This is a genomic window from Mesorhizobium sp. B2-4-15, assembly GCF_006658505.1.
GTDB lineage: Bacteria > Pseudomonadota > Alphaproteobacteria > Rhizobiales > Rhizobiaceae > Mesorhizobium.
The window spans coordinates 71,051-77,398 of the sequence record NZ_VFUZ01000026.1; the positions used below are offsets into that span (position 1 = coordinate 71,051).

Annotated in this window: 7 protein-coding genes; 3 read left to right on the plus strand and 4 right to left on the minus strand. The window is 64.5% G+C overall.

What is annotated here, in order from left to right:
• The first annotated feature begins 35 nt into the window (after positions 1–35).
• Positions 36–1,229: a succinyl-diaminopimelate desuccinylase gene (gene dapE / locus FJ930_RS24875; protein WP_141840494.1), complete on the plus strand. Its 1,194-nt coding sequence runs from the start codon at positions 36–38 to the stop codon at positions 1,227–1,229.
• A 2-nt stretch (positions 1,230–1,231) separates the two neighbouring features.
• Positions 1,232–1,864: a transporter gene (locus FJ930_RS24880; protein WP_141840495.1), complete on the plus strand. Its 633-nt coding sequence runs from the start codon at positions 1,232–1,234 to the stop codon at positions 1,862–1,864.
• Positions 1,865–1,901: 37 nt separating this feature from the next.
• Here FJ930_RS24880 and truA read toward each other — a convergent pair whose 3' ends face one another.
• The 4 genes from truA to def all read right to left on the minus strand — a co-directional run bounded on the left by truA (position 1,902) and on the right by def (position 4,788).
• Positions 1,902–2,678 carry a tRNA pseudouridine(38-40) synthase TruA gene (gene truA, locus FJ930_RS24885; RefSeq protein ID WP_141840496.1) on the minus strand — a complete coding sequence of 259 codons (777 nt, stop codon included), beginning with the start codon at positions 2,676–2,678 and terminating at the stop codon, positions 1,902–1,904.
• 116 nt (positions 2,679–2,794) lie between these two features.
• Positions 2,795–3,301 (minus strand): N-acetyltransferase, encoded by a 507-nt coding sequence (locus FJ930_RS24890; RefSeq protein WP_140609877.1) that lies wholly within the window; start codon positions 3,299–3,301, stop codon positions 2,795–2,797.
• A complete protein-coding gene (gene fmt, locus FJ930_RS24895) occupies positions 3,298–4,251 on the minus strand; it encodes a methionyl-tRNA formyltransferase (protein WP_141840497.1) in 954 nt (317 codons plus the stop codon). The genes FJ930_RS24890 and fmt overlap by 4 nt, the downstream gene beginning before the upstream one ends.
• A gap of 6 nt (positions 4,252–4,257) precedes the next feature.
• Positions 4,258–4,788 carry a peptide deformylase gene (gene def / locus FJ930_RS24900; protein ID WP_140609879.1) on the minus strand — a complete coding sequence of 177 codons (531 nt, stop codon included), beginning with the start codon at positions 4,786–4,788 and terminating at the stop codon, positions 4,258–4,260.
• A 103-nt stretch (positions 4,789–4,891) separates the two neighbouring features.
• On the opposite strand from def, the gene FJ930_RS24905 reads away from it, so the two are divergent.
• Positions 4,892–6,163: a DNA recombination protein RmuC gene (locus FJ930_RS24905; RefSeq protein ID WP_141840498.1), complete on the plus strand. Its 1,272-nt coding sequence runs from the start codon at positions 4,892–4,894 to the stop codon at positions 6,161–6,163.
• The last annotated feature ends 185 nt before the right edge of the window (positions 6,164–6,348 follow it).

Below are 6,348 nucleotides of genomic sequence, written 5' to 3' on the forward strand. Positions count from 1 at the left end.
TGACAGGCCCTCAGCTTTCGACTATCGCTTTTGCCATGACGCTGCCGACCGATCCCGCCGCAAACCTCGCCGCCCTTATCCGTTGCGCTTCGGTGACGCCAGCCGAAGGCGGTGCGCTGACCGCGCTGGAGACGATGCTGAAGCCGCTCGGCTTCGCGGTCGAACGGCCGGTGTTCTCCGAGGACGGCACGCCCGATATCGAGAACCTCTATGCAAGGCGGTCCGGCAACGGCTCGCATCTGATGTTCGCCGGCCATACCGACGTCGTGCCGGTCGGCGACGAAGCCGCCTGGACACACCCGCCTTTCGGTGCCGAGATCGCCAATGGCGAGATGTTTGGCCGTGGCGCCGTCGACATGAAGGGCGGCATCGCCTGTTTCATCGCCGCCGTGGCGCGTCATGTCGAGACAAATGGCGGCCCCAAGGGCTCCGTCTCGCTGCTGATCACCGGCGACGAGGAAGGGCCTGCCATCAACGGCACGGTCAAGCTGCTCGAATGGGCCGCTTCCAGGGGCGAGACATGGGACGCCTCGATCGTCGGCGAGCCGACCAATCCCGATACCCTGGGCGACATGATCAAGATCGGCCGGCGTGGCTCGCTGTCCGGCGCCATAACGGTCAACGGCCGCCAGGGCCACGCTGCCTATCCGCAGCTTGCCGACAATCCGGTGCGTGGGCTGATGAGCCTGGTCGACGCCTTGCTGCATCCTGTCTTCGACAAGGGGACCAGGGATTTCCAGCCGACCAATCTTGAGGTCACCTCCATCGATGTCGGCAACCCGGCCACCAATGTCATCCCGGCCAAGGCGACCGCGACCTTCAACATCCGTTTCAACGATACCTGGACGGCCGAGACCGTCCAGGCCGAAATCCACAACCGCCTCGACCAGGCCGCCAAGCGCAAGAAGTATCGGTCGGGCAAGACGACGCCGGTCGACTACGATCTTGTCTGGCGCGACCGGCCGAGCCATGTCTTCCTGACCCGCGACGACAGGCTGGTCGAAACGCTGCGCGGCTCGGTCAAGGCTGTGGTCGGCAAGGAACCGGCGCTGTCCACCTCGGGCGGCACATCGGATGCGCGCTTCATCAAGGATTATTGCCCGGTGGTCGAGTTCGGCCTGGTCGGCAAGACCATGCATATGGTCGACGAGCGCGTCGCCATTGCCGATCTCGAAACACTGACGCGGATCTACCAGCGTTTCATCGCAGACTGGTTCGGGCAGGGCTGAGCATGCTTTCAGCGGACGAAACCCAAGCTTCGCTGACCGGCGCCTGGCGGCTGATGCTCGGCAAGGCCGATGGCCTGCGACTACTCGACCTGTCGGCGGACGGGTTCTGGAATTCCTTTTTCGCCATCATCGTCGCGGCACCGGCACTGATCGTCGGCTGGGTCGGCATCGCCAATGAGATCGGCGATCCCGATGCCTTCGCGGGTCGCTTCAGCATGCTGGTGCGCCTGGCGACGGTCGATATAGGCTCCTGGGTTCTGCCGCTGGTCGCGCTCGCTCTGGTCGCGCCGCGTGCCGGCATCGGCGGCCGCTTCGTCCATTATGTCGTCGCCAGCAACTGGGCTTCGGCCATCACCGCCTGGCTGATGCTGCCCTCGGCGCTGATCAGGCTTTTCCTGTCGTCGGCAAACCAGGTCTCGAGCCTTGTGTCGCTGCTGTTGTTTTCCCTGTCGATGGTGCTGACCTGGCGCATGACCAATGCGACGATCGGCAGGGGCGCGGCGATCGGCACCGCCGTTTTCGTCGGCATGTTCATCGCCTCGCTGCTGGTGCTGTTCGGGCTGCAGATGTTGCTTGGCATCACTGTACCGGACGATGTCGGCGCTCAGAGCTTGTCGGGGTTCGTTCCGGGGTAAAGCTTCCCGACTGTCACCCCGGTGAAGCCTTCCGACTTTACCCGGGGGTAGAGCCTTCCAGATTCTGGCTGGGATAGTCGACCCCAATCAGGAAAAGCCCGTCGGGCGGCGCCACCTGGCCGCAGGCGGCGCGGTCGCATGCCTCGAGCGCCGCCTTGAGGTCGCCGACGGTCCAACCGCCCTCGCCGATCCGCTTGAGCGAGCCGACCATGGAGCGCACCTGGTTGTGCAGGAAGGAACGCGCCGAGGCCCGCACCTCGATCAGGTCGCCCGTCCGGCTCACATCGAGCCGCTCCAGCGTCCTGACAGGGCTGTTGGCCTGGCACTGCGTCGAGCGGAAAGTGGTGAAGTCGTGCCGCCCGAGCAGGATCTTCGCTGCTTCGTGCATGGCGCCGGCATCAAGCTGCTTTGGCACCCACCACACCTTGCCCTTTTCCAGCGCCGAAGGCGCACGCCGGTTGAGGATGCGGTAGAGATAGTGACGGCCGGTGGCCGAGAAGCGCGCGTCGAAATCGTCCGAGACGGCCATGGCCCTCAGGATCGCGACACGTGCGCCGGCGGCCTGCAGATGGGCGTTGACGGCATCGCGCACCTTGTCGCCAGGCCATGCCTTGGCGAGGTCGGCATGCGCCACCTGGGCTGTGGCATGCACGCCGGCATCGGTGCGGCCGGCGGCGCGCAGCCGGACAGCCTCGCCGCAGAACCGTTCGATCGCCTGTTCGATCGCCTGCTGTACCGAAGGCTGGTCGGCCTGATACTGCCAGCCGGCAAACAGGCTGCCGTCATATTCGATGTCGAGGCGAAAACGCGGCATTTGCGACCAGAGCTCTCGCCTCGAGCAATTCCAGGAAAAGTGTGAAGCGGTTTACCGTTCGGAATTGCGTTAAAACAAAGACGTAGTTCGCCGTTTCCGTGAAACGGTGGACTGCGCTACGCGGCGAGAGCGGTGAAGGCCGGGGCGTAGACCAGTCTGCCCGCTTCCGGGGCATCGCCCCAGGCCAGCGCCTGCAGCGCCTCGCCCTGATACTCGCTCTCGAACTTCTCGGCGCGAGCGTGGCTGTAGCCGAAACGGCCGTAATAGGCCGGATCGCCCAGCACGACGGCCAGCGTCTCGCCGGCATCCTTGAGCCGGATATGCGCCTCGCGGATCAGCGCGCCGCCAATGCCGCTGCCATGGAACGAAGGTTCCACCGCCAGCGGCGCCAGCGCCACGGCCGCGAAACGCTTGCCGCCGTTCTGCACGAACAGGCGCGAAAACAGGATGTGGCCAATGACCTGGCCGTCCTCTTCCGCCACCAGTTCGGCAACGGCATCGCCGCCGGTCACCAGCGCATCGACCAGCCCGGCTTCCGACTGCTGGCCGAAAGCGTGTTCCTCGACGAGGCGGATAGCCTCGCGATCCCGCGGCGTCGCCGCGCGTATCGACATCATGCTCATGAGAACTTCATTCCTTTTTCGATCTTGGCTCCGCGCAGGAATTCCGACGCGGCGGCGGGCCTTCCGCCCGCCCGTTGAACTTCGACCAGCCTGATCGCGCCTGTCCCGCAGGCGACCGTCAGACGGTCATCGAGAATTCCTCCCGACTCGCCCAAATCTTCCGAAAGCGATACGCCTTCAGACAGCCTCGAGCGAAGCAGTTTCAGCCGCTCAGGGCGGCCGCCAATGTCAATCTCGGACCAGGCGCCGGGAAAGGGCGACAGGCCACGAAGGTGGTTGTGGACCTCGGCCGCCGGCCGAGTCCAGTCCATGCGCGTCTCGGATTTATCGATTTTTCTGGCGTAAGTCACCCCTTCCGCCGCTTGCGCGGTAAATGTAAGGGTGTTCTTTTCCAGCCGGGCCAGCGCTTCCACCATCAGGGCAGCACCGACACACATCAACCGATCATGCAGATCGCCGGCTGTCATATCGGGGTCGATGGCGCATTTTTCAACCAATCCCACCGGTCCGGTGTCCAAACCCTCTTCCATGCGCATCACCATCATGCCGGCTTCCAGGTCGCCCGCCATGATGGCGCGCTGGATGGGAGCGGCACCCCGCCAGCGCGGCAGAAGCGATGCATGGCCGTTGATGCAACCAAGCCGTGGCGCCTCCAGAACCGCCTTCGGCAGCAGCAATCCATAGGCCACGACCACCGCGACATCGGCCTGCAGGTCACGGAAAGCGGCCTGCTCGGCCTCGCCCCCGAGGGATGTCGGCGCACGCACCGTGATGCGCAGCCGCTCGGCCTCGCGCTGCACCGGCGACGGCGTCAACTCCAGCCCACGCCGTCCGGCGGCACGCGGCGGCTGGGTATAGACGGCTGATATTTCATGCCCGGCCTCGGCGATGGCGCGCAACGTCGGCACCGAAAACTCCGGCGTGCCCATGAAGATGACGCGAAGGGGCATTTCCCCCTAGCCCACCAACTTGCCCGGCGCCTTGTCCCTGGCGAGCTTCTTGAACTTTTTCACCACCATGTCGCGCTTCAGCTTCGAGATATGGTCGATGAACAGCACGCCGTTGAGGTGGTCGATCTCATGCTGCAGGCAGGTCGCCATCAGTCCTTCGGCCTCCATCTCCTGCAGCTTGCCGTCGCGGTCGAGATATTTCACCCGCACGGAAGCCGGGCGTTCGACCTCGGCGTAATAGTCGGGGATCGACAGGCAGCCTTCCTCGTAGACGGAGCGCTGATCGGCGCTATCCAGGATCTCTGGGTTGATGAAGACATGCGGCGCCGGTGTTTCGTCTTCCTTGGCCAGGTCAATCACCAGCATGCGCAGCGGTTCGCCGACCTGGATTGCCGCCAGTCCGATACCGGGCGCGTCATACATGGTCGCCAGCATGTCGTCGGCCAGCTTTTGCAAGGGCGCGTCGACGCGTTCCACCGGCTTGGAGACCTGGCGCAGGATTGGATCGGGAAGGATGATGAGCGGCTTGATCGGCATGGCGTTCCACCTAAGACCTCGCAGGAATGGCGTCAACCGGTGCGCCCGAGCCTCGTTCACGTTTTGATCTGTGCTATCAGGCCGAATCGGCTATGCTGTCCACATGAATGACCTGAGCACCATCCTTTCGGAGCCCGTCGCACGGCTTGGCGCCTCGACAATCACGTTCGGCCACGCGCTGGCCTTCGGCGCGTTGCTGTTTTTCGGCCTGTTCGTGGCGCTCGTCGTCGCGCTGTGGCGGTCGGCCAAGGCGCGCGCGGTCGCCGCCGCGGAAGCCGCAGACCACGCCCGCGACGCCGAGGCGCGGATGGCCGGCATATTGCAGGCCCAGGCCGAAATGCAGGGGCGCATGGGCGCCATCGCCGAAGTGTTCGGCGCGCGCCAGGCGGAACTGACGCAGTCGATCGGCCAGAGGCTTGACGCCATGACCGGCCGCCTCGGCCAGACCATGACCGAGCAGACCAAATCCACGCATGAGAGTCTGGCGAAGCTGCAGGAGCGGCTGGCCGTCATCGATACCGCGCAGGGCAACATCCAGTCGCTCGCCGGTCAGGTCGTGCAGTTGCAGGCCATCCTCTCCAACAAGCAGACGCGCGGCGCCTTTGGCCAGTCGCGCATGGAGGCGATCGTCGCCGACGGCCTGCCGCACGGCGCCTATGAATTCCAGGCGACGCTGTCGAACGGCAGCCGGCCGGATTGCCTGGTGAAGATGCCGAACGGCGCGCCGTCGCTGGCCATCGATGCCAAATTTCCGCTGGAGGCGTGGAATGCCATCCGCGCCGCCGATGGCGCCGATTTGCAGAAGGTCGCGGCGCAGGCCTTCCGCCGCGATATCGAAATCCACGTTCGCGACATATCGGAAAAATACCTGATCCAGGGCGAGACGCAGGACACCGCCTTCATGTTCGTGCCGTCCGAATCGGTATTCGCCGAGATCCACGAGAATTTCGAGGCGGTGGTGCAAAGGGCGCATCGGGCTCGCGTCGTCATCGTGTCGCCGTCATTGCTGATGCTGTCGATCCAGGTCATCCAGGCAATCCTGAAGGATGCCCGCATGCGCGAGCAGGCGCATCTGATCCAGGGCGAAGTGATCCGCCTGATGGAGGATGTCGCGCGCGTCGACGAGCGGGTCCGCAAGCTGCAGACGCATTTCGGCCAATCAGCCAAGGACATCGACGATATTCTCGTCTCGACATCGAAGGTGACCAAGCGTGGCCAGAAGATCGAGGCGCTGGAGTTCGGCGCGCAGGCCGATGGCGATGCCGGCCCGGAGACGCCGTCACGGGCGCCGGCCGCGAAACTCGACCCCGGCCCGCGCGTTGCCGATTCGAAGACCGGGCAGCTCAGGCTGCGGGTCGTCGAAGGCGACGACTAAGCGGGTAATTCCGATACCGAGAGCAATTCCAGGAAAAGTAACGGTTTTCCGTCCGGAATTGCGTCAAAACAAAGAGTGAGCCGCCGTTCCCGTGGAACGGCGGCTGCTCTAAGGCTTGTTGAGATTCGGGATTCCACTTTGGGCTTGATCGTGATTCAAGCTTCGGATGGAACGATTCGTGCTGA